Here is a 25,988-nt window from a genome sequence, read left to right as displayed (position 1 = left end):
TGACGAATTGGAATGCCCTCCTAAAGACTTACGCGAACTGCTTCGCAAATGCGTCGAGTGCGGCCTTGGTCTTGTCCGCAGTCTCGCCTTCGAACTTGCCGCTGTCGCGGATCTCGGCGAGCACGGCGGCGTGTTCATTGCGCATGAAGCTGAGCATAGCGGCTTCGTATTCGGTCACGCGGTTCACCGCCACGTTATCGAGATAGCCATTGGTGCCTGCAAAGATCGACACGGTCTGCTCTTCGAACGGCATGGGCGAGAACTGCGGCTGCTTGAGCAGTTCGGTCAGGCGTGCGCCACGGTTAAGCAGCTTCTGGGTCGAAGCGTCGAGGTCCGAACCGAACTGTGCGAAGGCCGCCATTTCGCGGTACTGCGCCAGCTCCAGCTTGATCGAGCCGGCCACCTTCTTCATCGCCTTCGTCTGCGCGGCACCGCCCACGCGGCTCACCGACAGGCCGACGTTGATCGCGGGGCGGATGCCCTGGAAGAACAGGTCGGTTTCGAGGAAGATCTGGCCGTCGGTAATCGAAATCACGTTGGTCGGGATGTAGGCCGACACGTCGCCCGCCTGTGTTTCGATGATCGGCAGTGCGGTCAGCGAACCGCCGCCATTGTCTTCGTTCATCTTTGCCGCACGCTCGAGCAGGCGTGAGTGCAGATAGAACACGTCGCCCGGATAGGCTTCACGGCCCGGAGGACGACGCAGCAGCAGCGACATCTGGCGGTAAGCGACGGCCTGCTTCGAAAGGTCGTCATAGACGATCACCGCGTGCATACCGTTGTCGCGGAAAAACTCGCCCATCGCGCAGCCGGTGTAGGGTGCGAGATACTGAAGAGGCGCAGGCTCCGAAGCCGTTGCAGCGACAACGATCGAATATTCCATCGCGCCGTTTTCTTCGAGGCTCTTGACGATCTGCGCGACGGTGGAGCGCTTCTGGCCCACGGCGACGTAGATGCAGTAGAGCTTCTTGCCTTCATCATCACCCGCATTCACGGTCTTCTGATTGATGAAGGTGTCGATAGCGACGGCGGTCTTGCCGGTCTGGCGGTCACCGATGATCAGCTCGCGCTGGCCACGGCCGACAGGAACGAGCGCGTCGATCGCCTTGAGGCCGGTCTGCACGGGCTCATGAACCGACTTACGCGGGATGATGCCCGGCGCCTTCACTTCCACGCGCTGGCGGGTCACATCGGTGATCGGGCCCTTGCCGTCGATCGGGTTGCCAAGAGCATCGACCACACGGCCCAGCAGGCCCTTGCCGACGGGAACGTCCACAATCGTGCCGGTACGCTTGACGACATCGCCTTCCTTGATTTCAGCGTCCGAGCCGAAGATCACGACGCCGACATTGTCCGCTTCGAGGTTCAGCGCCATGCCCTGAACGCCATTGGCAAATTCGACCATTTCACCGGCCTGCACCTTGTCGAGGCCGTGGATACGGGCGATACCGTCACCCACCGAGAGGACGGAGCCGACTTCGCTGACTTCGGCTGCGGTGCCGAAATTGGCGATCTGGTCTTTGATGACCTTGCTGATTTCTGCGGCGCGGATTTCCATGTCTATGCCTTCTTATATGGGGGAGAGCGCTCAGGCGCTCTTCATGGCTTGTGCAAGCGAGTTGAGACGGGTGCGGATCGAGCTGTCGATGCGCTGCGATCCGATGGTGACGACGAGCCCGCCCAGAAGGTCGGGATCGACGCGTGATTTCAGTTTCACGGTGCGGCCTTCGCGGGCGCGCAGCTTGGTTTCCAGCGTGGCGATCTGGTCATCGCTGAGCGGATGTGCGCTGGCGACCTCGGCCTGCACTTCGCCGCGCTGGGCGGCAGCGATGGTGGCGAAAGCGCGGATCATGCCGGGCAGCGCCGAGACGCGGCGGTTTTCCGCCAGCACGCCGAGAAAGTTCTTGGTGAGATCGGAAAGGCCCAGATGTGCGCCGATGCCAGCCATGACATTGCCGATCTGGCTGCGGCTGATTTCGGGGTTCTGGATAAGCGCGCGCAGCTCTGCCGATTCGCCAAGAGCAGCGTCCAGCTGTTCGAGATCGGACTCGACAGCGGTCACTGTGCCAGCTTCACTGGCAAGGTCGAAAAGAGCAGAGGCGTAACGCCCTGCAAGGCTGGCCTGAATACCGGCGGAAAGCTCCACGCGCGAAGGTCCTCTTGGATCCGAGAAACGGTAAAATTCGAATGCGATGGAATCGGGTCACGCGGGGGTGTCCCTGCCAAAGCTGGCGCGCCCCTATCATCGGGGGACGGGGGATGCAAGCGGGGTAGACCAAGGGATTAGGAGAGCGATCAGAGTGTTTGTGACAGCCAGGCGATCGGAGCTAGCGAGAGGATTGCGAAACCGAGCCCGACAAGCCACCAGCTTCGCACGAAAGCCAGTGTCACCATGGTCAGGAAGTGCGCCGTGACAAATGCCAATTCTTGCCACTGTCCGCCGTCAACCAATTCCTGCCACCCCAACCATGCTTGGGCGGCGAAGGGGGCCATGCCAAACGCGAAGGTGCCCCACATATAGCGGCGATTTTCCTGATAATATTCCGCAAGGTCCACACCGTTCTCGCCGATATGTTCGGGAAGCGAGACACCGGCAAGCAGTGTCAGGATAATCAGAACATACATGATCGGCAGAAATTCACCGATAGTGATGTCACCGGTTTCCCGGGCGAGGCTCCACCAGAAATAAATGATCGCCATCAGGATAAAGAAAGCAAACACCGGTTGCGCCCAATGCCAGCGAACCTTTTTTGCCCGCAGCAGGCGGTTGAGATTGCCCAATTCCAGCGTGATCGCGACGCCCAGCACGATTGAAATAAGCACCAGCGCCTGCTGCATTTGCTATTCTCCCCCAGATTTGCTGCAGCGATAGACCAACCGCTCGTTCGGCCTGTCAGGCAATGCAGCCGTCACGCCTGCTTGCTGCGCGCCCAACCGGTTCGCGGCGTCCTCGCCCGCCTCGCAGCTGGGGGCGGAGTAATCACCACGCGCGGCCCGTGCTGCGTTCATCGGTTCGCGGGCCAGCAGATAGCGTTCCATCACAAACTCGCCCGCTGCCGGATCGAAGCTGTTGATCGAAACCGCCGCTTCACTGTTGGGCACGAAGACCCGCGTCCATTCGCCTGCATCGAGGCCATATTGCGTGCGGCCATTGACGCAGCCGGTTTCGGTCCAAGTCAGCGCCATTTGCTCTTCGGGGTCGCCCGTTACCCGGCTGCGATCGGGGTCGAGCACGCATTGGTAGTTGCCCGCCGCTCCGGCGGCGAGATCGATCGTGCCGCTGTCTTCACTTTCGGGAATTGCTTCGCGCAGCCGCTCCTCGGTGCGCGTGTCGATGGCGTTGAAGGGCGGGCGGGTGAACCATGCGACGGCAGCTCCGGCAACGCAGAGCAACGCCACGCCGCCTGCCACAGCGCGCAGGCGCTGGTTCTGGCCGACATGGCCATAGGCCGCCACGCCGCCTGCACCCGCGCCGACAATGAGCAGCAGGAAGGCAAGCGCGAGCTTGGTGTCGCGTTCATCGAGCACTTCGAATGTCGCGAGCCGACGGGCTTCCTCGGTCGCCTGCGCTTCGGCAGCCGCTTCTGCTTCCGCCTGATCAGCGGCAGCCGCGCGCGCCTCGGCATCGCGCGCTGCCTCCTCGGCATCCAGCTCCGCCAGACTGCGGCAAGGGCCGGAATTGAGGCGCGGCGTGACGCTATTGGCGCGCAGAAAGGGAAGCAGTTCGCGCGTCGAGACTGCAAAGAAGAACTCGGCATCTGACCCGTCGCTCTGCGCGCCGAAACTGTTGACGCCGAGCACGCGCCCGCAATCATCGACCAGCGGCCCGCCGCTATTGCCCGCGGCAATCGGCGCGGTGTGCAGCAGCGTATCGAAATCGCGGCTGGGACGGCGTCCGGCCAGCGAGCCCGCAGCGGTGACCGGCGGCTGCGCGCGGAACATATCGCTGAAAGACAGGCCCTGAGCGCGGTCGACATTGAGCGGATAACCAATGGCGGTGACCGCGCCGGTGGTCGCCGGATTGCCCGCAATAGTAAGCGCGGGAAGACCCAGCGGCTCTGTTGCCTCGATAATCGCCAGATCATTGCGCTCGCTATAGGCGATCACGCGGGCATAGACGGCCACATCGCGGTCTGCGGGCACGATGCCGATGGCCAGCCGGTCATCATCCATTGCCTGCGCAATGACGTGCGCGTTGGTGACGATCCGTTCGCCGCCCACCGAAAAGCCGGTGCCGTGCGAGATCGGATACAGTTCGGCTCCGTCCTGCCCGATAATCACCACCCGGACCACGCCGCGCGTCGCCGCTTCGATATCGGCGGGATCAGCCGACGCGGGGATGGGCCGGGCGAGGACGAGCGCGCAAAGGATCGCGGCGCAGACAAGGTTCAAAAGTCGCATCGACTGCTTTCCTATCGGGAAGCGCGCCCACCGCAAGCCCCGCCATGCGGTCAGATGTTGCAAGTGCTGCCATAAATCTGCATCACGCGCGTTATAGTGCACCTGCGAAGAGCCATGAAAGAGACCGGATTCGATGTCTGCCTTGAAGAAATACGCGCGTGAAAACCTCCACAGCTCGCAAATGCGGCTGATGCAGGATGTCCGCTATGAAGCGCATTTGCAGATGGAGAGCCTGAAGAACCGCATTCTTCCGGGTCGCCGTTCGCGCATCAAGGAACTGCAAAAGCAGACCGATCTGAAGCTGCATTGGGGCTGCGGTCGCAAAAAGAAGGATGGCTGGGTTAATGTCGATGGCTGGGAATCGGCAGCCACCGATCTTGTGTATGATCTGCGCAACCGGATGCCGCTGGCAGACGGGTCGGTGGCGATGATCTTTACCGAACACGTGTTCGAACACTTCACTTTCGCCGATGGCGAGAAGATCGCAGCGGATTTCCACCGCGTGTTGAAGCCGGGCGGCACGCTGCGCCTGATCGTGCCCGATCTGCAGACCTTCGCCGAGCGCTACGTCGCGGGGGACCGCGAGTTTATGTCCAATTTCCACCCGCAGGCGAGGCATCTGGGTGAAGGGCTGAACAATATCTTCTACGGTCACTTCCATCGTGGGATCTATGATTACCCGATGCTGGAAGACCTGCTGACGCGGGTTGGCTTCAGCGCGGTGCGCAAGGCAGATTTCCACGACAGTGCGATTGAGGAGCTGAACCAGGAACTCCCTTGCGAAGGCAGGATGCCGCTCAACCTGTATGTCGAGGCGGTGAAGTAGCGGGGTTTTCGTCATTGGGCGCAAGCCGCGGGACGCAATCCATGCGGTTCGAAGCTAAAAACGCGCCATGACCAAGACCGAACTCTCCGACGAAGACCGCTGGCAGATCGCGCTTGCCAAGGATCGCCGTTTTGATGGCGCATTTGTAACCGGCGTGCATTCGACCGGCATTTACTGCCGCCCGTCCTGTCCGGCGCGCGCGCCGCTTCGCAAGAATGTGCGCTTCTATCCTACGCCCGCCGAGGCCGAGGCGGCGGGCCTGCGCGCCTGCAAACGCTGCTCGCCCAAAACGCAAAGCGCGGAAGAGGCCTGCGTGCTCGCCGCGATAGCAGCAATCCGCGCCGATGGGGCGATGTCGCTGGAGGCGCTTTCCGAACTCACCGGCTACTCGCCGACGCATTTCCAGCGGTTGTTCACCCGCACGGTCGGCCTGTCGCCGGCGGCTTTCGCGCGTGCCTTGCGCGAGGAGCGTGTGCGGGAGGCATTGGCGGAGGGTTCGAGCGTGACCGAGGCGCTGTACGCGGCGGGCTATTCCTCACCATCGCGCTTCTACGCGGAGACGAAAGGGAGGCTGGGCATGACTGCGAGCGACTGGAGCAATGGCGGCAAGGGCCGTGTGATCCATTGGAGCGTGATGCCGACTTCGCTCGGTGAAATGCTGGTCGCCGCGACCGAAAAGGGTGTGTGCTGCCTGAGCTTCGGCGAGGGCGAGGGCGACTTGCGGGCGCGCTTCCCCAACGCGGAATTGCGTGAAGGCGGGGAGGCCTTCGCTGCGCTGTTCGAGCGGGTGACCGCGGCGGTGGAAGACCCCGCTTCCTCGATCAGCGCCGACATCCCGCTCGACGTGAAAGGCACGGCATTCCAGCAGAAATGCTGGGAGGCATTGCGGACAATCCCGCCCGGTGAAACCCGCTCCTATGGCGAACAGGCCGCGATGCTTGGCAGCCCCAAGGCCAGCCGCGCGGTGGGCAGCGCCAATGGTGCGAACAATATCGCCGTGCTGATCCCCTGCCACCGCGTGGTGCCAGCGGGCGGCGGCGTGGGTGGCTATGCCTACGGGCCGGAGATCAAGCGCGAATTGCTGCGGCGCGAGGGCGCAGGGCGTGCGGATTCGCTTGCAACGGGCGATTTGTTCGGCGACGGGCAGGAGCATGGAAAACTCCGATAGCAAAGGCGATATCGCCAAAGCGCCAACTCGTTCGATATGGATCAAAATCTGGCACTTCCCGCTGGTGGTGATGGTGTTGGCGACGGCGATTATCGTCGGCACGGCCTTCGTTTCGGCGGCGGTGGGGCAGGAACTGATCGCGCCCAATTTCGGAGAGAATACCGCGATCATCATCGGCGCGCTGCTGCTCGTGACGCTGACCTTCCTTGTCTACAAGATCGGTGTCGTTCCATTGGGCGCGAAGAAGCATGACGATCTGCCGCTAAACCGCGCGGCCTTGCGCGATACGATGCTGGGCTTTGCGGGCGGGGCGGCGCTGATCAGCCTCACCGTCGGGCTTGCCGCAATAGCGGGAGTTTACACGATTAGCGGGCCGGGCGGCTTTACCGACTGGGCCTTTATCCTCTTTGTGACAGGGCTTTACGCCGGTTTCTTCGAGGAATTGTTGCTGCGCGGCATTATCTTCCGCTGGCTCGAGGAGTTCGCCGGAAGCTGGATCGCGCTGGCCATCAGCGCGCTGGTCTTCGGCTTCGGCCATGCGGGCAATGCCAATGCGACCCTCTTCAGCTCGCTCGCCATCGCAATCGAAGCGGGCATCTTGCTGGGCGCAGCCTATATGCTCACCCGCTCGCTCTGGCTCGCCATCGGGCTGCACGCAGGCTGGAACGTGGTGCAGGCGCTGTGGGGCGTGCCGGTATCGGGCAATGCGGTGGACGGCCTGGTGCGCGCCAGGCTTGACGGGCCGCCGCTGCTGGCGGGCGGAGGCTTCGGGCTGGAGGCGACAATGTTCGCACTGGTGGTCGCCACAAGCGCGGGCGTTTGGCTTTTGTGGAAGGCGAAAAAGGCCGGGCGGGTGGTGCCGCCGATTTGGGTGCGGAGGGGTGAGCGGATTACGGCCTACTAATCCCGCGCCCAGCCTTTGCCCGCTGGCACCAGCGTATCCAAAAACGCCTCCGCGCTCTCCAGATATTCGCGCTTTTTGTCTTCGCCCATGCGGTCCCATGTCGCATAAATCCGCCCGATCCGGTGGTTGCTCTCCAGCCGGTCGCGGTGGGTAGCCATGAAGTGCCAATAGAGCGGGTTGAAGGGACACGCGCCTTCGCCGGTTTTCTTCGACACGCTATAGCGGCATTCCTTGCAGTAATTGCTCATCTTGTTGATGTAATTGCCGCTTGCCGCATAGGGCTTGCTCGCCAGCTTGCCGCCATCGGCATAGAGCACCATCGCGGCGACATTGGGTAGCTCTACCCATTCATAGGCGTCGGCGTAGACGGCGAGATACCAGTCCTGCACCTCGCGCGGTTTGACGCCTGCCAGCAGCGCGAAATTGCCGAGCACCATCAGCCGCTGGATATGGTGGGCATGGGCGTTGTCATGCGTCGAGCGGATGCAGTCGGCGAGGCAGCGCATATCGGTTTCGCCTGTCCAGTAGAATTCGGGCAGGCCGCGCTGGGCGTTCAGTGCATTGTCGCTCTCCAGCCCCGGCATGAAATGCCAGTAGAATCCGCGCACATATTCGCGCCAGCCGATCAGCTGGCGAATGAAGCCTTCGACACTGTTGAGAGGCGCTTTGCCGTCCTTGTAGGCCTGTTCGGCGCGCTGGCAGAGCTCCAGCGGATCGAGTAGGCCGAGATTGATGCTGGTCGAGAGCATTGAGTGCCACAGATCGTCTTGCCCGTGCACCATCGCGTCCTGATAGGGGCCGAATTGCTCGATCCGCTCGGCGAAGAAGGCATCGGCGCATTCCTCCGCCTCCTCGCGGGTGACGGGCCAGCAGAAACCGTCGAGATTGCCGAAATGGCCGGAGAATTTCTCCGCCACCAGATCGAGCACGTCCTGCGTGATGTCATCCGGTTCAAATTTGGGCCGTTCGGGCGCGTCCATTTCTCCCTTCGGTGGCTCGCGGTTTTCCTTATCGAGATTCCATTCGCCGCCCACCGGGTCATCGCCATTCATAAGCAGGCCGGTTTTCTTGCGCATTTCGCGGTAGAAATTCTCCATCCGCAGCGTCTTGCGATCCTTCGCCCAGTCTCGGAATTCGGCGATGGAGCAGAGGAAGCGGTCGTCGGGCAGGATTTCGACCGCGCAGTCGAACTTGTCAGGCCATTCCTCGATGGCTTGCTGCACCCGCCATTCGCCCGCCTCGACGATGTGGATCGCGCGCGGGGCGTGCCGTTCTAAGGCACGGGCGACTTCGCCGGTGAAGCTGCCGGCGTTATCCTCTTCGGTGAGCTTGGTGTAGTCGACCGTCCACCCGGCATCGCGCAATTCTCGGGCGAAGTGGCGCATGGCGGAGAAGATCAGCGCGATCTTCTGCTTGTGGTGTTTGACGTAGGTAGCCTCGTCCCACACCTCCATCATCAGGATAATCGTATCGTCTTTGGCCCTGCCACGCAGCGAAGCGAGGTTACGGGTCAGCTGGTCGCCAAGGATCGGGACAAGGATCGGGCCGGAGGAATTGCTGGTCATCCCAGCTCAAATGAATGCGGGCGGCGCGCGTTCCTGTCTGGCCACAGGAAACGCACACCGCCCGCAAGCTTTTCAGCGGAAAACCGTGTTAGCGATCAGTCCTGCTCGCAATCATACTCGGTAATCAGCGCCTCGAATTCCTCGCGTTCGGCATCGCGCGCCGCCTCATCAAGGTATTCGCCGGGGTGATCGGGACGCACCTGTTCCAGCAAAGGCGCGGTGTTGCCCTCGGCGAACTGGTCGTACATCTTGCGGATGACGCATTGACCTTCGCCCTGTCCGTCAATCCATTCGGCCCCCACCACGCGGGCATCCTCGATCCGGTTCTCGGTCAACAACCAGTGCACCAGCGCCTGCCTTACATCGCGATCATACGCGGCATAAGAGAAAGCGGCTTCGAGCGCGAGGGTCGCGTCCTCGTCCGGCTCGACCGACGGATCGAGCAGATGCGCCATGTAATAGCCATAGAGCGGATAGGCGTGATCGACTTCCAGATTGTTCGCCGCGGCAAAGCGACGACGCGCTTCGGCATACTGCGTCGGGTCTTCGAAAGACCGGCGCAAGGCGACGTCGGCGTAATAGATTGCCGCGCCGGTCGATTCCGGATCGATTGCCATGATGCGCTGGGCGAGGGCTTCAGCTTCGTCATAGTTGCGCGCGTCGAACTCGGCTTCGGTCGCTGCCAGCAGCACTGCAACGCTGTCGGGATAGCGCTCTACCAGCGAACGGGCCGTGCCAACCAGCCGTTGTGCTTCGTCTTCATCGACGCCGCGCTTGGAACGGATCATCAGATCCATCTGCGCTTCTTCGGCCTCGGTCAGGCGGCGGATTTCGACTGGCGGATCGGCTGCGACCGCATAGGGCACCCGCAGGATACGTGCACGGCCCTGACGAAATTCTTCCAGTTCCGCTTCCAGCACGTCGAGGTCGCCAAAGGCGCGCGCGGCTGCTTCCATGCGCGGCATGCCTTCCGCAATCGCCTGCATATAAACGCCCATCTGGCCACGCCGTTCGGGGTTCAGGTTCAGATGGCTCGCGATTAGCCAACCATGCGCGTAGGTGCGCGCGACATAATAGCGGTCACGCCCGGGCGGCGGATCGAAGGTGGCTTCGATATCGATCGGAACGGTCGCCAGCGATGCGCTACGCGCAGTCGGCACATCGCCGATCACGAAATGGTCTTCATTGAATTCGAGGTTCGAGAAGAGCTCGGCAAAGCCCTCGCTGTACCAAAGCGGATAGGGCGCATCGCGGTGCTGGAACATGAAATAGTGGACATATTCATGGAACAGCACCCCGCGCGGATCAAGCTGCATTTCGCTCGGCATATCCTGACCACGACTGCGGCCACGGCGACGGTTCTGCTGGCGGGGCACGAAAGCGACCGCTCCGGTCGCGCGCGGAATGAAGAAACCGCCGACACCGCTATTGCGATTGCCTGCTGCCAGCGCGCTCATGTCCGAGGTTTCACCAAATCGGAAGACCGTGAGCTTGCTCGATTCGGGTAAGCTTGCGTCTTGGCCAACGCCGGTGAACAGGCTCAGGACTTCGTCCAGCCGTTCAAGATCCTGCACGAATTCGAGCGTGTCTTGCTCCGAATCTTCCGAATAGAGAATGAAATGCTCCGATTCAGCGCGGTACCAACGCTGTGCCTGCACGGCCTCGGGCAATACCAGAATAAAAACCGCTACGGCGGCCAGAATGATGCGACTCATTTGTGAAAACTCCCAGTCCTGAAGGGCGATCATATGGATTGGGACGCCATGTGCAACACACCCTTTGGGATTTACCCGCGATTGAGCCAGAGCAGATAAATTGCGGAGAGGACTATCCAGCCGCCATCCAGGGTCTTGAGCCTTCGTGCGCCAAGCCAGAGAGCAATGGGGCGGGCTAGGAAGCCTCCCAGAACCGCAGCCGGTGCCGCGAGCAGCACCAACTCCCATTGCAGCGTGGCATTTTCGATATGCCACACAACCCCGCTAATCACGCTAATCGAGGAAATGAGGCAGGCGGCACCCGTGCACAGCAGGACCGGATAATGCCGGATAAAGAGATAAAGCGCGACCAGCTCGCCGATCCCGACCGAGAACAATGCAGTAATAATGCCTCCGGGAATAGCGAGCAGCAGCAGGACGAGCAGATCGATGCGCTCCAGCTTCGCCTTTTCGGGCTTGGTGCGGTTGACCGTCCATGTGCTGACAATCAGCGCAAGGCCCAGCACGATGGAGAACATCTTGTACGCCATCAGCACCGCATTCTGATCGAGGCTCGCAAAGCGCTGGGTAAGCAGCATGGCGGGCAGCGAGAGCACGAGCACGGTGAAGGCGACGGTGAAGAAATCGCGGACCTGCACGCTGGCATGGCCCGGCTCTGGCGCGGGCTGGTGCAACAGTCGGTCAGTCCACCGCAGCGCGCCCATGGTCATGCCGAAGCTCTGGATAGCCATGGAAACGCCGACCACTTGCAGCGGCTGCAAATCCATCACGCCCCATTCGCGCATGGCGTTGAAAACGGGGACGAAGACCACGCCGCCGCCGGTGCCCGAAGTGTTGGCGATGATCGCGCCGACTACGCCGATCGCGGGGAGGAACCACAACTCTGCCAGCAGAGCAGGGCTGTAGGGTACGAGCGCCCACAACAGCGCCCAGGCGCCTGCCAGAACAAGCGCGCCGGCGTGCACCAGCCTTCCGGGAGGAAGCTGGCTCAATCGAGATTGGGCCGCAGCCACCGTTCCGCCGTTTCCAGATCAACCCCGCGCCGCACGGCATAATCCTCCAACTGGTCGCGCCCGATGCGGGCAACGCCGAAATACTCGGCTTCGGGATGCCCGAAATAGAATCCGCTCACCGCCGAGGTCGGCAACATGGCGAAGTTTTCGGTCAGCGTGAGCCCGACATTCGCTTCGGCATCGAGCAGATCGAACAGGATGGGTTTGAGCGAATGGTCGGGGCAGGCGGGATAGCCCGGTGCCGGACGGATACCGCGATATTCTTCCTTGATAAGCTGCGCGTTGGTGAGGTTCTCGTTCGGAGCATAGCCCCACAGATCGGTGCGCACGTGCTGGTGCAGCCGCTCGGCAAAAGCCTCGGCGAACCGGTCGGCCAATGCCTTTAGCAGGATGTCCGAATAATCGTCCTTATCCGCCAGGAAACGCTGCGAATGCGGCTCGATGCCGTGGATGCCAACCGCGAAACCACCGATCCAATCGCCTGCGGGGTCGATAAAGTCGGCAAGGCACATATTCGCCCGGTCGCGCGATTTGCGCACTTGCTGGCGCAGGAACGGCAGCACCACGTGCTCTTCGCGCCGCACGCGGTGGATCGTGACATCATCGCCGTCGCGCGCGCAGGGCCAGAAACCCGCGACGCCTTTAGCGACTAGCCATTTCTCATCGATAATCCGGTCGAGCATCGCATTGGCATCGGCGAAGAGCTGCGTGGCGGTTTCGCCCACCACTTCGTCCTTCAGAATCTTCGGATAGGTGCCGTGCAGCTCCCACGCGCGGAAGAACGGCGTCCAGTCGATGCATTCGCGCAGGTCCGCAAGGTCCCAATCGTCGAACACATGGACGCCCGGCTTGGCAGGAGGGGCTGGCTTGTCCGACAGATAGGCGTCGTAATAATTTGCCCGCGCTTCTTCGAGGCTGAGCAGGACGCTCGGCGTCTTGCCTTCGCGGGCGAGGCGCACTTTCTCGTAATCGCCAGCCACTTCGCCGACATACTCGTCCTTCTGCGTGTCGGAGAGCAGTTTGGAGGCGACACCCACCGCGCGGCTGGCGTCGAGCACGTGGATGACGGGGCCGCCATATTGCGGGTCGATCTTGAGCGCGGTGTGCACTTTGGACGTGGTCGCGCCGCCGATCAGCAGCGGAATGGTCATGCCTGCGCGCTGCATTTCCTCCGCCACCGTCACCATTTCGTCGAGCGAGGGAGTGATGAGGCCGGACAGGCCGATGATATCGACGTTCTCGGCCTTGGCGGTTTCGAGGATTTTCGACCACGGCACCATCACACCAAGGTCGATCACGTCATAGCCGTTACATTGCAGCACGACGCCGACGATATTCTTGCCAATATCGTGCACATCGCCCTTCACGGTCGCCATGATGATCTTGCCCTTGGACTTGCGCTCTTCCTCGGGCAGCAGGTCCTTTTCGGCCTCGATAAAGGGGATGAGGTGGGCGACGGCTTTTTTCATCACGCGGGCGCTCTTCACCACCTGCGGCAGGAACATCTTGCCGCTGCCGAACAGGTCGCCGACGACATTCATGCCGTCCATCAGCGGGCCTTCGATCACGTTGATCGGACGATCCGCCGCCTGCCGCGCTTCCTCGGTGTCCTCGACAATATGCGCGTCGATGCCTTTGACGAGCGCGTGTTCGAGGCGCTTGGTGACGGGGAGCGAGCGCCACTCCTGCGCCGCCTTGGCTTCGGTTTCGGTCGTGCCGCGATAGCTTTCGGCAAGGTCGACCAGCCGCTCTGCCGCATCAGGGCGGCGGGCGAGGATTACGTCTTCGCACAGTTCGCGCAAGGTGGGGTCGATGGCGTCATAGACATCGAGCTGGCCTGCATTGACGATCGCCATGTCGAGCCCGGCGGGGATGGCATGGTAGAGGAAAACGGAGTGCATCGCGCGGCGCACCGTTTCATTACCGCGGAAGCTGAAGGAGAGGTTGGAGAGGCCGCCTGACGTCTTCGCGTGGGGACAGCGCTGCTTGATCTCCGCCACCGCTTCGATGAAGTCCAGCCCGTAGCGGTCATGCTCGGCAATGCCGGTGGCAACGGCGAAAATGTTGGGATCGAAGATAATGTCCTCGGGCGGGAAGCCATTGGCGACCAGCAGATCATAAGCGCGCGCACAGATTTCGACCTTGCGTTGCTTGGTGTCCGCCTGGCCGACCTCGTCAAACGCCATCACCACCACGGCAGCGCCGTAATCGCGGCATTTCTTCGCCTGTTCGAGGAATTGTTCCTCGCCCTCTTTCATGGATATCGAGTTCACGATGGGCTTGCCCGAAACGCATTTCAGGCCCGCTTCGATGACGTCCCATTTCGATGAGTCGATCATCACCGGCACCCGCGCAATATCGGGCTCTGCCGCGATCAGCTTGAGGAAGGTCGTCATCGCCTTTTCGGCGTCGAGCAGGCCTTCATCCATGTTCACATCGATGATCTGCGCGCCGTTCTCGACCTGCTGGCGCGCGACTTCGACCGCGGTCGCGTAATCGTCGCCCATGATGAGCTTCTTGAACGCGGCCGAGCCGGTAACATTGGTGCGCTCGCCGATATTGACGAAACGGGCGGAGGAGAGATTGGTCATTATGGTTTCGGTGTTTCTTGATCTAAATGCGCCCATCCTAGGATGAGCAGGAAAAGCATCATCAGCCATTGGAAAGGTGCCAACTCCTCAGGCTTCCAGATGATTGCAGCTTGCAAAGGTATCGCCGAAAGCAGAACAAAAAATACCACCCAATAGCGACTTTGCTCACTGTTCACTTGGTTAGCATCCTTCCACTTTATGCAGCGATCACAAACGGCTCCAGCCCCGCGAGGCGCATCGTGTTGTCGCGCTCCGGCACCTTGCGCGGCGCGATCCCGGCCACCCGCTTCGCCATCGCGGCGATGTGCTCGGGTGTTGAGCCGCAGCAGCCGCCGAGGATGTTCACGCGGCCACTATCTGCCCAAATGCCGGTCAAATCGGCCGTCGTTTCCGGCATCTCGTCATATTCGCCCAGCTCGTTGGGCAGGCCGGCATTCGGATAGGCGAGCAGCAGCGTGTCGGCGATGTCGGACAGCACCTGCACGTGCGGGCGAAGCTGGTCCGCGCCAAAGCTGCAATTGAGGCCGATGGTCACGGGATTGGCGTGGCGCACCGCGTTCCAGAACGCTTCCACCGTGTGGCCCGACAAATTGCGGCCCGACAGGTCGGTGAGCGTCATCGAGAGCATGATCGGCACATCACGGCCAAGCTGGTCGGACAATTGCTTCACCGCCATGATCCCGGCCTTGGCGTTGAGCGTATCGAAAATCGTCTCGATCAGGATGAAATCCGCGCCGCCTTCGACCAGCGCCTCGGCCTGTTCGCTGTAGACGTCGGTGAGGAAATCGAAATCGATCTCGCGGAAGCCGGGATCTTCGACATCGGGGCTCAATGAGAGCGTCTTGTTCGTCGGCCCGATGGCACCGGCGACAAAGCGCGGGCGGCCATCTTTCGCCGCATATTCATCCGCCAGTTCGCGGGCGATATTGGCGGAGGCGATGTTGATTTCCTTCACCAGCCCCTCTGCCGCGTAGTCGGCTTGGCTGATGCGGTTGGCGGAGAAGGTGTTGGTGCTCACCACATCCGAACCCGCAACGAGATAAGCGCGGGTCACGTCCGCGATCACATCGGGGCGGGTGAGGGCGAGGATATCGTTGTTGCCCTTCTGGTCGGCATTGAGGCCGAGATCGCCCGCGTAATCCTCTTCGGAAAGCTTGCGATTCTGGATCTGCGTCCCGAAGGCGCCGTCGAAAATGAGGATGCGCTCGGCGGCCTGTGCTTGCAGTTCTTCGCGGCGGCTCATGCGCTTTTCTCCACCGGACGGCGACCTAACATATGGCAGATAGCATAGGCCAGATCGGCGCGGTTCAGCGTGTAGAAGTGGAATTGCCGCACGCCGCCTGCGTAGAGTCGGCGGCACAATTCGGCGGCGACGGTGGCGGCGACCAGCTGACGCGCGGCGGGGCGTTCGTCGAGCCCTTCAAACAGTCCGTCCATCCAGTCGGGGATCACCGTGCCGCATTGTCCGGCAAACTTGCGCGCCTGCGCCACATTGGTCACCGGCAGAATGCCCGGCACCATCGGCGCGCTAATACCGGCCGCTTTGCAACTGTCTTCGAAATCGAAGAATTTCTCCGCCGAAAAGAAGAATTGCGTGATCCCGCGCGTCGCGCCTGCGTCGATCTTGCGCTTCAGATTGTCGAGGTCGCTCTGCGGGCAATCGGCATCGGGATGCGTTTCGGGATAGGCGGCGACCGAAATCTCGAAATCGGCGACTTCCTTGAGGCCGCTCACCAACTCGGCGGCGTTGCGATAGCCTTCAGGATGCGGGACGAAGGGTGCGCCGGGTTCGCCCGCATCGCCTCGCAGCGCGACAATGTGCCGCACGCCCGCTTCCCAATAGGCTTCGGCAATCGCTTGCGTTTCCGCCTTGCTCGCATCAACACAGGTCAGGTGCGCAGCCGCCGGAATGCCCGTCTCGCGGATAATTCGCGCCACGGTATTGTGCGTGCGTTCACGTGTCGAGCCGCCCGCGCCATAGGTGACGCTGACGAATTCGGGCGCAAGCGGAGCCAGTTCCTGCACCGCTTCCCACAATTTTTCTTCCATCGTCTCCGTCTTGGGCGGGAAGAATTCGAAGCTCACCGCAATATCGCCGGGCAGACCGCTGAACAGAGGCGTTTCGCGCGAGCGGCGCTTTTCCTGCGCTGCGTCGAGCGGAACCGCGCCAGGAAACGGCGCAAGGGGAGGGGCAGAGCTCATAGGGCTACTTCTCTTTGTGTTGGAGCGGGTGAGGGATGCGCCAGCCGCTTGGCTGACCAGATTTTGACTGTCAATTCGCGTCCGGGAATGGCGACGGGCGCGGCGGGCTTGAAGCCAGCCTCGGACAGCAGTTTCGCCATGCTGGCATCAGCAAAGCCCAGCCGCGCATGGGCGTGGCGGATGCGCAGATCATCGAGCTCGTGCCGCGCCAGATCGACCACCGCGATGCGCCCGCCGGGGCGGGTGACGCGCGCGGCCTCGCGCAGAGCGAGCGCCGGGTCTTGCGCGAAATGCAGCACCTGATGCAGCAGCACGGTGTCGAAACTGGCGGCGGGAAAGGGCAGGTCGGTGAAATCGCCTTGCTGCAGCTCGACCGTGTCGGGCACCAGTGCCTGCAAGCGGGCACGCGCGACGCGCAGCATATCAAGGCTCTTGTCGAGCGCGACGATGTGGTCGGCCTGCGGAGCGAGCAATTCGGTGATGCGGCCCGTACCGGTGCCGATATCGAGCAGGCGCCCCAAAGGCTTATCGGCGAGGACGGCGAGCAATGCCTCCTCGCTCGGCTTTTCGGGGCCGTGGATTTCGCGCAAAGTGTCCCACTCATCGGCATGGCGGGCGAAATAGCGGTCCGCCTCGTCCTCGCGCGCCTGCCGGATCGCGGCGAGGCGGGCGCGGTCGGTGGCGGATTGCGCGGCGAAAGCGGCATCCTCGCGCTCGGCTGTGGCGAGCAGGCGGGCGAGCGCATTGCCAAGCGGGCAGGGTGCAGCCTCCCGCAGAAACACCGAATTGCCTTCCTTGCGCCGCTCGACCAAGCCAGCATCGACCAGCTTGGTGACGTGCTGCGACACGCGCGGCTGGCTCTGGCCGAGCACCTGCGCGATTTCCCCGACCGACAGTTCCATCTGCGCTACCAGCCGCATCACACGCAGGCGCGACGCATCGGCAAGGGCACGGAAGGCGGTTTCGATTTGCATAGCTACATAAGCATATAACGGAATTGTTATATTGCTAGTGCGAAGTTGGTTTCTTTGGAAACCTTTGCTTACCTCCCCTACCCGTGGGGAGGGGCCGGGGGTGGGGGTACCGCGCCAATTTGACGCCGAACCCCCATCCCAACCCTTCCCCAAGGGGAAGGGCTATTCGCCTCAAACAAAGCTGTAAGGATCGATATCCACCCCAACCCGCACGCCCGGCGGGTGTTGCACCTTGCCCAGCCAGTCGCGGATCACCGCCTGCAAGTTTGCGGTGCGCCGTGCATTCAGCAGCAGCCGGTAGCGGTAGCGGTTCCTGAGCAAGGCCAGGGGTGCAGGCGCAGGGCCGAGGATCATCACATCGTCCAGATGCGGGCGGGTGTCGCCGATGCGGTTGGCGGCCTCGCGGGCTTCGCGGTCATCCTCCGCAGAGACGATAATCGCCGCCCAGCGCCCGAATGGCGGCGCGCCTGCGTGGCGGCGGGCTTCGGTCTCTGCTTCGTAGAAAGCATCGCGGTCGCCCGCTTTGAGTGCCGCGATCACCGGCGCTTCGGGATGGCGCGTCTGGATCAGCACTTCGCCGGGTTTTGAGCCGCGCCCCGCGCGTCCAGCCACCTGCGCCACCTGCTGATAGGTGCGCTCCGCCGCGCGCAAATCGCCGCCTTCGAGGCCGAGATCGGCGTCGATCACGCCCACCAGCGTCAGCTCGGGGAAGTGGAAGCCCTTGGTGACAAGCTGTGTGCCGACGATCACGTCAATCGCCTTCGCCTCCGCCATGGCGACAAACTCCGCCGCCTTTTCGGGCGAACCGAGCGTGTCCGACGTCACCACCGCCACCCGCGCTTCGGGCAGGATTTCGGCGACTTCATCGGCGATGCGCTCCACGCCGGGACCGCAGGCGACAAGGCAATCGGGCTCGCCGCATTCCTCGCATTTTGCGGGCGGCGCGGTCTCGTGGCCGCAATGGTGGCAGGCGAGGCGCTTGCTGAGCCGATGCTCGACCAGCCACGCGCTGCAATTGGGGCATTGGTAGCGATGCCCGCAATTGCGGCACAGCGTCAGCGGGGCATAGCCGCGGCGGTTGAGGAAGAGCAGCGATTGCTCGCCCTTCGCCAGCCGGTCTTCGAGCGCGGCGCGCAACGGCGCGGCAATCCACGCGCCGCGCCCCGGTTGCTCTTCGGTGAGATTGATGAGCTTGATATCGGGCAGTTCCGCCCCGCCATAACGGCTGGGCAGGACGAGCTTTTCGTATATCCCGTTATCCGCCATATGCAGGCTTTCGAGCGCGGGTGTGGCGCTGGCGAGCACCACCGGCAGCCCTTCGAAATGCGCGCGCATCACCGCCACATCGCGGGCATTGTAGCGCACGCCGTCTTCCTGCTTGAAGCTGATTTCATGCGCTTCATCGACCACGATAAGGCCGAGATTGGCGTAGGGCAGGAAAAGTGCGGAGCGCGCGCCGACCACTACCTGTGCTTCGCCGCTAGCAATGGCGCGCCATGCGCGGCGGCGCTCTGTGCTCTTGAGCGAGGAGTGCCAGACGATGGGAGCGGCGCCGAAACGCGCCTCAAATCGTGCGAGGAAGGCTTCGGTAAGGGCAATCTCAGGCAGAAGGACGAGTGTCTGGCGGCCCGAAGTAATAGCCTCCGCCACAGCTTCGAAATAGGTTTCGGTCTTGCCCGATCCGGTTACACCGTCGAGCAGGAAGGGCGCAAATTTGGCTTCCCGCACCGCCTCCACCAGCCGTGCCGCTACGCTCTGCTGGTCGGTGTTGAGATCGACCATCGCGTGTCCGGCCGAAGCGCGGGGGTAGGGGCGGTCGATATCGACTTCGACGGGTTCGAGCACGCCCTGGTTCACCAGCCCTCGCAGCACGCCTTCGGAAACGCCCGCAATGCCCGAAAGCTCGCGGATAGTCGCTTGCGCGCCTTCCAGCGCCTCCATCGCCGCCTGCCGCTGCGGGGTCATCCGCTCGGGCATTCCGCCGGTCAGCCGGTATTCGGTCATGGTGGCAGGCCCGCGCAAGGCGCCGCCGCTCGCGATCACCATGCGCGCGACCGAGGCCATGGAGGCGATGTAGTAATCCGCGGTCCATTCGATCAGCCGTCGCAATTCCGCGCGGATCGGCGGCACGTCGAGCACGGCGAGAATGGGGCGCAGCTTCGCATCGGGCACCGAAGTCGCGGGGAGTCTGTCCTCCTCCCACACAATGCCCATCACCTGGCGTGGCCCGAGAGGCGCGACAACGACGCTGCCATGCCCGACCGCCATGCCTTCGGGCACGCGGTAATCGAGCGGGCCCAAAGCGGCGTTCATCACCAGTAGCCTGACGCGAGATATTGCCATCGCACCTATATGGTCGCCGTGCTAAGCCCGCGGCAAGGAGAGGACGCAAAATTATGACCGAATTCACTGCCACCACCGCGAATCGCCGCCGCTTTCTGGCGGGCGCAGGAGCCACGGGCGCGCTGCTGGTGTTGCCCGGCTGCGAGAGCATGGGCGGGTTCAGCCTGACAGAGGCGGTGCGGCGGTTGCTGGTGCTTTCCAGCCAGCGCGCTTTTGACCGGATGCTGCAACCGGGCGGTTATTGGGACGAGCAGGTCGCCGCAATTGGCCTCAACAGTTTCCTTGGCGTGCGGGGCAATGCGATTGCGAATTTCCTCACATCAACCGCGTTTCGCAACCGGTTGGAGGATGTCTTCGCCGCAATTGCCCTCGAAGGCTCGGAAATTGCCGCACCCATCGTGCTGGAAACCGTGCGCGGTATCGGTATCAACAACGCGTTCGCCATCGTCAATGGCGGGCCGACCGCGGCGATGGAATTTCTGCGCGGCGAAATGGGGATGACGCTGGTGGAACTGGTCGTTCCCGAAATCGGCACCGCCATCCGCATTGCCAACGAACCGCTTGTGCGGGATTTGCTGGCGAGCACGACCGGCGTTGATGTGGGCGGCATCTCGCAGAACATGGCGACCCGCATCGATAATGCCATCTGGCGCGAAATGGGTGTCGAGGAAGCCGCGATCCGCGCCAATCCGCGCGCAACCAATGATCCGCTCTTGATCGGCGTGCTGGGCGCGCGTAATTTGTAGCTATCAGCTAGGAAAAGGGGGTTTCCATGCGCTTTGGTCTCGGACTTCTGATGGCAGCCGGATTGTTAGCAGTCCCGGCAACGGCCTTCGCGCAGGCGGACGATCCGACCGCGACCCCTGATTTGAGTGAGCTGAACAGCTTCAGCCTTGCCGACACCATTCGAGCAGAACCGGTGGCGGCGGATGAACAGGCGGACGCGCCTGCGGAATTCTCCTGCGAAGCGGCGCGGGCGGCGGCTGAGGCCAACCAGCCTGTTGGCCCCGAACTGGGCGAGAACGGACAGGTCATCATCCGCCGTACAAGTGCATGCGAAGAGGCCGAGCAGGCAAATTACCGTACGCTTGCCAGCGCCCGCCCGGTGGATCAGCGCATCACAATTGCAGAGGAGGAGCCCGAACTGCCGCCCAATTGCGAGCGGACTCCTAACGGCGTCCGATGTTCGGCAAGTGTAGGCAGCAGTCCCGAACAGGAGCGCCGCGCCACCGAATTGCTCAACGGTTTACTGAACGACGATTAGGCAGCGCCCGGTACAGTCTGGCTTCAGAACGAGAATTCGATACCCACCAGCGGCGCATGGCCGACCGTATCGGGACCGTTATCCTCAAAGTCCTGCTGGCGCAGATAGGTGAGGCTCAGCTCAAGACTGTCGCTGACTTCGTAGCCGACGCCGATCTGGGTGCGTAGGCCGGTTATGCCAGTGTCGCTGGTCGGGCTGGTGCCGCGCAGCGTCCAGAACAGCTCCGCATCAGCTCCCGCACTCCAACGGCTGTTCTCACCAAGCGGAAGCGCGATGCCCGCGCGTGGGCGCAAGCGAAGGCCCATGCGGCCATCATTGCCTTCGACAAACCGCTGTTCGGCGCGCAGGCGACCCCGAAAGATGCCGCTGCTGGCCGAAAGCTGCTGGATCGTGCGCACTTCATCGCGCCCGCCATCGTTGAAGCGCTGTTCGACCGCGCCCGCCAGTGTGAGGCCGTCTGCCACATCCTGCTTCACCCAGCCGCGAAAGAAGTAGGTGTCGACGCGGCCACGGTCAGACGAGCGCAGTCGCTGCGCGGTTTCCAGTTCCACCGCCGTGTCATCGTCGATCGAATATTCGACCGAGGGATTGAGCCACAGCTCGAAATCCTCGTCCAGCTCCTGCGCCTGGGCGGCGGCTGGGACGACAGCAAGTGCGAAAAGGGTAAGGCCAAAAGGCAAACGCATGGGGTAATCCTATGAGATTCTGTTACAGATAAAGTGGAAGGACGCCGAAAGGCCCCCCTTGTTCCCGTGCGCTTTGCCAGTATGTCCGGCGCTGCAATTATGGCTGACGAATCTCCTCTCGACCGTTTCAAACAGGCGCTGACCGGCGCGACGCGGGCAATTGCGCGCGATGCGGAGGTGGAGCTGGGCTTCACCGCCGATAGCGCTTCCGAACAGGGCCGCACCGTGCGCGTGCCGATGCCGCCGCGCGATGTTCCAGCTGCCGCCGCGCGCGAGGCACGGGGCTTCGCTGATGCCTTTGCGCTCAAGCTGCGGCACCACAATCCGAAGCTGCATATGGCGCAGCGCCCCGCCGATCCCGATGCCCGCGCCTGCTACGACGCGATCGAGCGGGCGCGTTTCGAAGCGATTGGCGAGCGCAATTTCGCCGGGATGCGCGACAACCTTGCCTCCGTACAGGAACGGCGTGTGGCGGGGAGTGACATTGCCCGCGCGCAGACTTTCGCTGACGTGCCGCTGCACACCGCGCTCGGCCTGATGCTGCGCGAACAGCTGACCGGCCAGCCGGTGCCCGATGCCGCCAAGACGGGCGTCGATCTGGTGCGCGAACATATCGAAAGCCGCACGGGCGACGATTTCGAGCGGCTGGGCGAATTGATCGAAGACCAATCGGCGTTCCAGAAACTCGGCCTCGATATGTTACGCCATCTCGATATGATCCAGACCGATGCCGAGCCCGAGGAAGGCATGGATCTCGATCAGGACTCCGACGAAGACCAGGGCGAGGATGACGGCCCCGAAGAGGACGATCAGGGCGAGGATGCGGGGGCAGACCAGCCCGAAGTCCGCGCCGAAGGAGCCGATGGCGAAGAAGGCGAGGGCGAGGAGCAGGACGAGGCAACGGGCGATGAAAACCTTGCCGAAGGCGATCCGGGCGATGATGGCGAGGAGTTCATGCTCCCCCAGCGCCGCAACGCGCCGTGGCAGGATTTGCCCGATGGCTTTGAATACAAGGCCTTCACCACCGAATTTGACGAAGTGGTTGAAGCCAGCGACCTGTGCGATGCCGAGGAGCTGACTCGGCTGCGGGCCTATCTCGACAGCCAGCTGGCGGGCCTGCAATCGGTGGTGACGCGGCTTGCCAATCGCCTCCAGCGCCGCCTGATGGCGCAGCAGAACCGCAGCTGGGATTTCGACCAGGAAGAAGGCCTGATCGATGCGGCGCGTCTCGCGCGCGTGATTGTCAGCCCCGGCCACTCATTGAGCTACAAGGTCGAGCAGGAGCAGGATTTCAAGGACACCGTCGTCACCCTGCTGATCGACAATTCGGGTTCTATGCGCGGCCGCCCGATCAGTATCGCCGCGATCAGCGCGGACATTCTCGCCCGCACGCTGGAACGCTGCGGGGTGAAGGTGGAGATTCTCGGCTTCACCACCCGCGCATGGAAAGGCGGGCAGGGACGCGAGCAATGGCTGAAGGATGGCCGCCCGCCCAATCCCGGCCGCCTCAACGATTTGCGCCACATCATCTACAAAAAGGCCGATGAACCGATGCGCCGCGCGCGCCGCAATCTCGGCCTGATGATGCGCGAAGGTCTGCTGAAAGAGAATATCGACGGCGAGGCGCTGCTCTGGGCGCATGACCGCCTGCTCGCCCGCCCCGAAGACCGCCGCATCATGATGGTGATTTCGGACGGTGCGCCGGTCGATGACAGCACGCTGAGCGTGAACAATGCGGGCTATCTCGAAGGGCATTTGCGCAAGGTGATCGAGTGGATCGAGACCAAGTCACCTGTGCAGCTGGTGGCGATCGGCATCGGCCATGACGTGACGCGCTATTACAAGCGCGCCGTGACGATTATGGACGCGGAACAGCTCGGCGGGACGATCATCGAGCAGCTGGCAGATTTGTTCGAGGTGGAGTGATGGCAAAACCAGAATCAGTGCAATTTGTTCGAAGTTATGCTCAATCGTGGTTTAACGAAGCTGGCCGTCCGGAAGACCCTTCCTTCAATGAGTTTCTGGACTGGGCAAAAGTTAGAAAACCCGATCTACTTGCGTTCCAATCAACGATGGGGGCCTATGAAGACTTAGAACTAGTTTGGGCTAAGGAACTCAAACAGGCTTGGCGTTACTAATGAAAAAACTCCTCCTCCTTATCGCCGTCGTCGGTCTCACATTCCTCGGCTGGTACATTGCCTCGCCATGGCTCGCCATGAAATCGCTCGCCGATGCGGCGCAGGCGGGGGATGTCGCGGCGCTGGAGGAGCAGGTGGACTTTCCCGCTTTGCGTGCTTCGGCGGCGGAGCAGATTACCGAGGCGGCGCGGCGGCGGCAGGATCAGGGCGGCATTCTTGGCCGCATCGGCGGCGAGATTATCGAGCGCGTCGGGCCGGAAATGACCGACCGCCTGCTCACGCCCGAAAGCATGGGCAATGTCGTGCTGGTCGGCGGCTTCGCGGCGGGTCTGCTCCCCGAACGGCTGCGCGGGCAGGAGCTGAACTGGGATGTGGAGCGCGACGGGTTCGACCACTTCACCGCCGAGGGGACGTTCGAGGACGGCTCGACCGGGCCAGACCTGATCTTCGCGCGCGAGCGGCTCGGCTGGAAGCTAACGGGGTTCCGGCTGAATGATCCGGATGAACCACGCGAATAGTTGCCCACCACCGCGCTCCGCTCTAAGCGCATCCTCGCAATGACCGACCTCAAACTCTTCAACTCGCTCACGCGGCAGATCGAGCCGTTTACTCCCGTTCATGCAGGCGAGGCGCGGGTGTATACGTGCGGGCCGACGGTCTACAATTACCCGCATATCGGCAATATGCGCGCCTATGTCTTCGCCGATGTGCTGGGGCGCACGCTGAGCTGGAAGGGCTACAAGCTCACCCACATCATCAACATCACCGATGTCGGGCACCTGACCGATGATGGCGATGCGGGCGAGGACAAGATGGAGAAGATGGCTGCGGAGAAGGCGCAGTCGATCTGGGACATCGCCAAGCACTATACCGAGGCCTATTGGGCGGACGTCAAGGCGCTCAATATCCGCCAGCCGGCGAAATGGTCGGTGGCGACGGACTATATCGAGGAGATGCTGGCCTTTGCGGAAAGCATCGCGGACAAGCATTGCTACGAGCTCGATAGCGGCCTCTATTTCGATGTCTCGACGGTGGAGGATTACGGGCGGCTGGCGCGCGCGGTTACCGAGGAAGGCGAGGGCCGGATCGAGACGGTTGAAGGCAAGCGCAATGCTGCCGACTTTGCGATCTGGCGCAAGACTCCGCCGGGCGAGACGCGGCAGATGGAATGGGACTCGCCCTGGGGCAAGGGCGCGCCGGGCTGGCATCTTGAGTGCTCGGTGATGGGCGAGAAGCTGCTCGGCTTCCCCTTCGACATCCACACTGGCGGGATCGACCACCGCGAAATCCACCACCCGAACGAAATCGCGCAGAACCAGGCCTTTTGCGGCTGCGGCGGCCTGTCCGAAGCGACCAATAGCGGCGCGAAGATTTGGATGCACAACAACTTCCTCGTCGAGCGGTCGGGGAAGATGAGCAAGTCGAGCGGCGAGTTCCTCCGGCTGCAATTGCTGATCGACAAGGGCTTCCACCCGCTCGCCTACCGCATGATGTGCCTGCAGGTGCATTACCGCAGCGAGCTGGAGTTCTCGTGGGAGGGGCTTGAGGCGGCGCTGGTGCGGTTGAAGCGGATAATGGTTACCATGTCGCACCATCGTTCTGATCCAAACAACTTGCTTGAAGCGCGTAGGTTGCTTTCGGAAAATGGGATCAATCGACCAGGGCTTGCCAAAGGTCAAAAAGAGGCTTTCGAAGAATTCGACGCCGCCATTGGTGATGACCTCAATACGCCAGCAGCCCTCGTTGCATTTGAAAAGTCCATCGGTGCCAAAAAAGGCCTTTCGTCGGGATGGACAATTGAGACGCTTATGTGTGCGCTTGAAATGGACAAGGTTCTGGGACTGGGAGTTGAAACTCTCACCCGCAGAGACCTCCGCATCCGCCCCAAAGCCGCGACCATCACCGAGGCCGAAATCGAAGACGCACTAACCCGTCGCAAGGAAGCGCGCGCGGCGAAGGACTTCGCCACCTCCGACGCCATCCGCGACGAGCTTGCCGCCAAGGGCGTGGACGTGATGGACGGCGACCCGCTCGGCTGGGAGTGGAAGCTGGGCTGAGGGCACCCCCTACTCTTCAGAGGAGGGGCAACGAGACTTGGCGTTGCGCAGCAATGCCTAGTCGCAGTGGGGTGGTGTTTGGTACTGGCGCGACATTGCGGTCGCGCAACCACCCCTCGATCCCGATGCCTGTCCCGGTAA

The 25,988-nt window shown here is 62.4% G+C and carries 23 protein-coding genes; 9 read left to right on the top strand and 14 right to left on the bottom strand.

The genetic code is table 11. The annotated features are described in order from the left end of the window. Positions 1-28: 28 nt before the first annotated feature. The 4 genes from atpA to ACS0VV_RS08250 form a co-directional block, all read right to left on the bottom strand. On the bottom strand, positions 29-1,558 hold the full coding sequence (gene atpA, locus ACS0VV_RS08265; protein WP_483532238.1) for a F0F1 ATP synthase subunit alpha: 1,530 nt from the start codon (positions 1,556-1,558) through the stop codon (positions 29-31). A gap of 30 nt (positions 1,559-1,588) precedes the next feature. Next, entirely contained in the window at positions 1,589-2,146 is a 558-nt protein-coding gene (locus tag ACS0VV_RS08260; protein WP_483532237.1) for a F0F1 ATP synthase subunit delta, read from the bottom strand. Positions 2,147-2,295: 149 nt separating this feature from the next. Next, a complete protein-coding gene (locus ACS0VV_RS08255) occupies positions 2,296-2,838 on the bottom strand; it encodes a hypothetical protein (RefSeq protein WP_483532236.1) in 543 nt (180 codons plus the stop codon). Between the two features lie 3 nt (positions 2,839-2,841). Beyond that, positions 2,842-4,401, bottom strand: coding sequence for a trypsin-like peptidase domain-containing protein (locus ACS0VV_RS08250; RefSeq protein WP_483532235.1), 1,560 nt, complete (start codon positions 4,399-4,401; stop codon positions 2,842-2,844). A gap of 133 nt (positions 4,402-4,534) precedes the next feature. Here ACS0VV_RS08250 and ACS0VV_RS08245 point away from each other — a divergent pair, with 133 nt between their 5' ends. The 3 genes from ACS0VV_RS08245 (at position 4,535) to ACS0VV_RS08235 (ending at position 7,299) form a co-directional block, all read left to right on the top strand. Continuing rightward, positions 4,535-5,227 carry a class I SAM-dependent methyltransferase gene (locus ACS0VV_RS08245; protein ID WP_483532234.1) on the top strand — a complete coding sequence of 231 codons (693 nt, stop codon included), beginning with the start codon at positions 4,535-4,537 and terminating at the stop codon, positions 5,225-5,227. Between the two features lie 67 nt (positions 5,228-5,294). After that, entirely contained in the window at positions 5,295-6,395 is a 1,101-nt protein-coding gene (locus ACS0VV_RS08240) for a bifunctional transcriptional activator/DNA repair enzyme AdaA (protein ID WP_483532233.1), read from the top strand. Then, positions 6,379-7,299, top strand: a complete 921-nt coding sequence (locus ACS0VV_RS08235; protein ID WP_483532232.1) for a lysostaphin resistance A-like protein — start codon at positions 6,379-6,381, stop codon at positions 7,297-7,299. The genes ACS0VV_RS08240 and ACS0VV_RS08235 overlap by 17 nt, the downstream gene beginning before the upstream one ends. Here ACS0VV_RS08235 and ACS0VV_RS08230 read toward each other — a convergent pair. From ACS0VV_RS08230 to ACS0VV_RS08190, 9 genes are all read right to left on the bottom strand, one after another. Further along, positions 7,296-8,864, bottom strand: a complete 1,569-nt coding sequence (locus tag ACS0VV_RS08230; protein ID WP_483532231.1) for a cryptochrome/photolyase family protein — start codon at positions 8,862-8,864, stop codon at positions 7,296-7,298. The two genes, ACS0VV_RS08235 and ACS0VV_RS08230, sit on opposite strands and share 4 nt — an antisense overlap. A 95-nt stretch (positions 8,865-8,959) precedes the next feature. Further along, the gene (locus tag ACS0VV_RS08225) at positions 8,960-10,579 is read right to left on the bottom strand and encodes a tetratricopeptide repeat protein (RefSeq protein ID WP_483532230.1); all 1,620 of its coding nucleotides are present in this window, start codon (positions 10,577-10,579) and stop codon (positions 8,960-8,962) included. A gap of 71 nt (positions 10,580-10,650) precedes the next feature. Continuing rightward, a complete protein-coding gene (locus ACS0VV_RS08220; RefSeq protein ID WP_483532229.1) occupies positions 10,651-11,571 on the bottom strand; it encodes a sulfite exporter TauE/SafE family protein in 921 nt (306 codons plus the stop codon). Then, positions 11,568-14,183 (bottom strand): methionine synthase, encoded by a 2,616-nt coding sequence (gene metH, locus ACS0VV_RS08215; RefSeq protein WP_483532228.1) that lies wholly within the window; start codon positions 14,181-14,183, stop codon positions 11,568-11,570. The genes ACS0VV_RS08220 and metH overlap by 4 nt, the downstream gene beginning before the upstream one ends. Next, entirely contained in the window at positions 14,183-14,359 is a 177-nt protein-coding gene (locus ACS0VV_RS08210; protein ID WP_483532227.1) for a hypothetical protein, read from the bottom strand. The genes metH and ACS0VV_RS08210 overlap by 1 nt, the downstream gene beginning before the upstream one ends. A 20-nt stretch (positions 14,360-14,379) precedes the next feature. Then, the gene (locus ACS0VV_RS08205; RefSeq protein WP_483532226.1) at positions 14,380-15,426 is read right to left on the bottom strand and encodes a homocysteine S-methyltransferase family protein; all 1,047 of its coding nucleotides are present in this window, start codon (positions 15,424-15,426) and stop codon (positions 14,380-14,382) included. Beyond that, entirely contained in the window at positions 15,423-16,385 is a 963-nt protein-coding gene (metF, locus tag ACS0VV_RS08200; RefSeq protein ID WP_483532225.1) for a methylenetetrahydrofolate reductase [NAD(P)H], read from the bottom strand. The genes ACS0VV_RS08205 and metF overlap by 4 nt, the downstream gene beginning before the upstream one ends. After that, positions 16,382-17,359 carry an ArsR/SmtB family transcription factor gene (locus tag ACS0VV_RS08195; protein ID WP_483532224.1) on the bottom strand — a complete coding sequence of 326 codons (978 nt, stop codon included), beginning with the start codon at positions 17,357-17,359 and terminating at the stop codon, positions 16,382-16,384. Before ACS0VV_RS08195 ends, metF begins: the two co-directional genes overlap by 4 nt. 171 nt (positions 17,360-17,530) lie before the next feature. Further along, entirely contained in the window at positions 17,531-19,696 is a 2,166-nt protein-coding gene (locus tag ACS0VV_RS08190; RefSeq protein WP_483533515.1) for a primosomal protein N', read from the bottom strand. A gap of 59 nt (positions 19,697-19,755) precedes the next feature. On the opposite strand from ACS0VV_RS08190, the gene ACS0VV_RS08185 reads away from it, so the two are divergent. Then, on the top strand, positions 19,756-20,448 hold the full coding sequence (locus ACS0VV_RS08185; RefSeq protein ID WP_483532223.1) for a DUF4197 family protein: 693 nt from the start codon (positions 19,756-19,758) through the stop codon (positions 20,446-20,448). A gap of 26 nt (positions 20,449-20,474) precedes the next feature. Further along, positions 20,475-20,966: a hypothetical protein gene (locus tag ACS0VV_RS08180; RefSeq protein WP_483532222.1), complete on the top strand. Its 492-nt coding sequence runs from the start codon at positions 20,475-20,477 to the stop codon at positions 20,964-20,966. 23 nt (positions 20,967-20,989) lie between these two features. On the opposite strand, the gene ACS0VV_RS08175 is transcribed toward ACS0VV_RS08180, so the two are convergent. After that, on the bottom strand, positions 20,990-21,652 hold the full coding sequence (locus ACS0VV_RS08175) for a DUF2490 domain-containing protein (RefSeq protein ID WP_483532221.1): 663 nt from the start codon (positions 21,650-21,652) through the stop codon (positions 20,990-20,992). A 99-nt stretch (positions 21,653-21,751) separates the two neighbouring features. Here ACS0VV_RS08175 and cobT point away from each other — a divergent pair, with 99 nt between their 5' ends. From cobT to cysS, 4 genes are read left to right on the top strand one after another with little or no spacing between them, the layout of a single operon-like run. Further along, positions 21,752-23,578: a cobaltochelatase subunit CobT gene (gene cobT / locus ACS0VV_RS08170; protein WP_483532220.1), complete on the top strand. Its 1,827-nt coding sequence runs from the start codon at positions 21,752-21,754 to the stop codon at positions 23,576-23,578. Next, positions 23,578-23,790, top strand: coding sequence for a hypothetical protein (locus tag ACS0VV_RS08165; RefSeq protein WP_483532219.1), 213 nt, complete (start codon positions 23,578-23,580; stop codon positions 23,788-23,790). The genes cobT and ACS0VV_RS08165 overlap by 1 nt, the downstream gene beginning before the upstream one ends. Further along, positions 23,790-24,308 carry a DUF2939 domain-containing protein gene (locus tag ACS0VV_RS08160; protein WP_483532218.1) on the top strand — a complete coding sequence of 173 codons (519 nt, stop codon included), beginning with the start codon at positions 23,790-23,792 and terminating at the stop codon, positions 24,306-24,308. The genes ACS0VV_RS08165 and ACS0VV_RS08160 overlap by 1 nt, the downstream gene beginning before the upstream one ends. A 39-nt stretch (positions 24,309-24,347) precedes the next feature. Continuing rightward, positions 24,348-25,847, top strand: coding sequence for a cysteine--tRNA ligase (gene cysS / locus ACS0VV_RS08155; RefSeq protein WP_483532217.1), 1,500 nt, complete (start codon positions 24,348-24,350; stop codon positions 25,845-25,847). The last annotated feature ends 141 nt before the right edge of the window (positions 25,848-25,988 follow it).

Source organism: Aurantiacibacter sp. KMU-128, from assembly GCF_056933515.1.
This window is presented reverse-complemented; position numbering and strand designations above follow the sequence as displayed.